2 protein-coding genes are annotated in these 1,473 nt (G+C 73.3%); both read left to right on the top strand.

All coding sequences use genetic code 11. The annotated features are described in order from the left end of the window. Positions 1 to 66: 66 nt before the first annotated feature. Positions 67 to 603 carry a LysE family translocator gene (locus tag ACFV4G_RS27850; RefSeq protein WP_380444850.1) on the top strand — a complete coding sequence of 179 codons (537 nt, stop codon included), beginning with the start codon at positions 67 to 69 and terminating at the stop codon, positions 601 to 603. 138 nt (positions 604 to 741) lie between these two features. Next, entirely contained in the window at positions 742 to 1,311 is a 570-nt protein-coding gene (locus tag ACFV4G_RS27855) for a hypothetical protein (RefSeq protein WP_380444851.1), read from the top strand. The last annotated feature ends 162 nt before the right edge of the window (positions 1,312 to 1,473 follow it).

The raw sequence follows: 1,473 nt of genomic DNA on the forward strand, positions 1-1,473 counted from the left end.
CTCTTCTGTGGGGCCCACTCCAATTCCCCGGCCACCCCCCTGGTGTTTACACCCCCCCCCTCCTGGGTGGGTGGCCGGGCCGCCGGCCTGTACACCACGCTCGGCGGCATGCTGGGGCTCAGCGTGCACGTGTCGGCCGCGTCGCTGGGGGTGTCGTCGCTCCTGGTCGCGTCCGCCGTGGCGTTCACCGTGCTGAAGGCCGTCGGGACGCTGTACCTGGTGTGGATGGGCATCGGCACGCTGCGCGCCGCCCGGAAGTCGGCGCGGGCGACGGCCGACGCGGAGGCGTCGGAGGCGGCCGGGAAGACCTGGCTGATGTACGTGCGGCAGGGCTTCCTGTCGAACGCGCTCAACCCGAAGGTGGCGCTGTTCTTCGTCACCTTCCTGCCGCAGTTCCTCCCCACGACCGGGCACACGCTGGGCCGGGCGCTGGTGCTCTCGGCCGAGTTCGTGGTGCTGTACCTGCTGTGGTTCGGCCTCTACACCGTCACCGTCGACCGCTTCGGCGCCTTCCTGCGCCGCCCGAAGGTCCGCAGCCGCATCGAGCAGGTCACGGGCGTGCTGCTGATCGGCTTCGGCGTGCGGCTGGCACTGATGCAGTGACACCGCCGTGGGGGTGTCCCGACCGGACACCCCCACACAGGGTTCTCCGACCACGGCCGGGGCCGGGTTCCGCCCGGCCCCGGCCGTCCGACATCATGGCGGGTTCCGACATCGATTCGGGTGGAGAACGGGAGAACGGTGCAGCCGAAGGATCCCAGGACCCGGGCGGGACGATGGGCCGTAGCGCCGCTCGTCGCGCTGGCGGGGCTCGTCATGATGCTGGCCGGCGCGGCGATGGCCACCGTGTGCGTGCTCAGCATCGGGTACCCGCTGCGGCTCGCCGGGGAGCCCGGCCTGCTGGCCGTCTCGGGCTGCATCACCGAGGGCAGCGGCAAACAGGCCCACACCACCTGCTTCGGCACCTTCACCCCCGACTCGGGCGCCGCCGCCGTTCCGACGTCCTACGACGGCTCCCTGCCGGCCCACGCCCGCGTCCCCGTCCAGTACGTCCCCTCCGAGGACACCACCCACCGCGTGGGCGTGGCCTACACCGGCGTCCGCGTCCTCGGCACCTGCTTCGGCCTGTTGACCGTCATCGGCGGCAGCCTCGGCATCGGCCACGCCGTCCGGATCATCGCGCCCCGCCACGCGGCCCGCTGGCGCAAGGCCGTCCCCGAGCGCTTCGCCGGGTGGGTCGTGGTGGTGCTGCTCGCCCTGACGGCCGTCTCGGGCGTGACCAGCGTGGTGGCGTACGTCTTCACGGACTGAGCCGCTACTTCAGGCCGGCGAGGATCCCCTTCGCCACGTCGCTGACCGTCGCGGCCACGGCGTCGGCCGTGAATGCCCCGGTGGGGGGGGGGGGCTAGCGCGACCGAGACCCAGAGCGGGGGCCCCGCCCCGCGCCCCTCACCCCCGAGGGGGGACGCGCCC

The organism is Kitasatospora sp. NPDC059747 (assembly GCF_042732955.1).
Taxonomy (GTDB): Bacteria; Actinomycetota; Actinomycetes; order Streptomycetales; family Streptomycetaceae; genus Kitasatospora.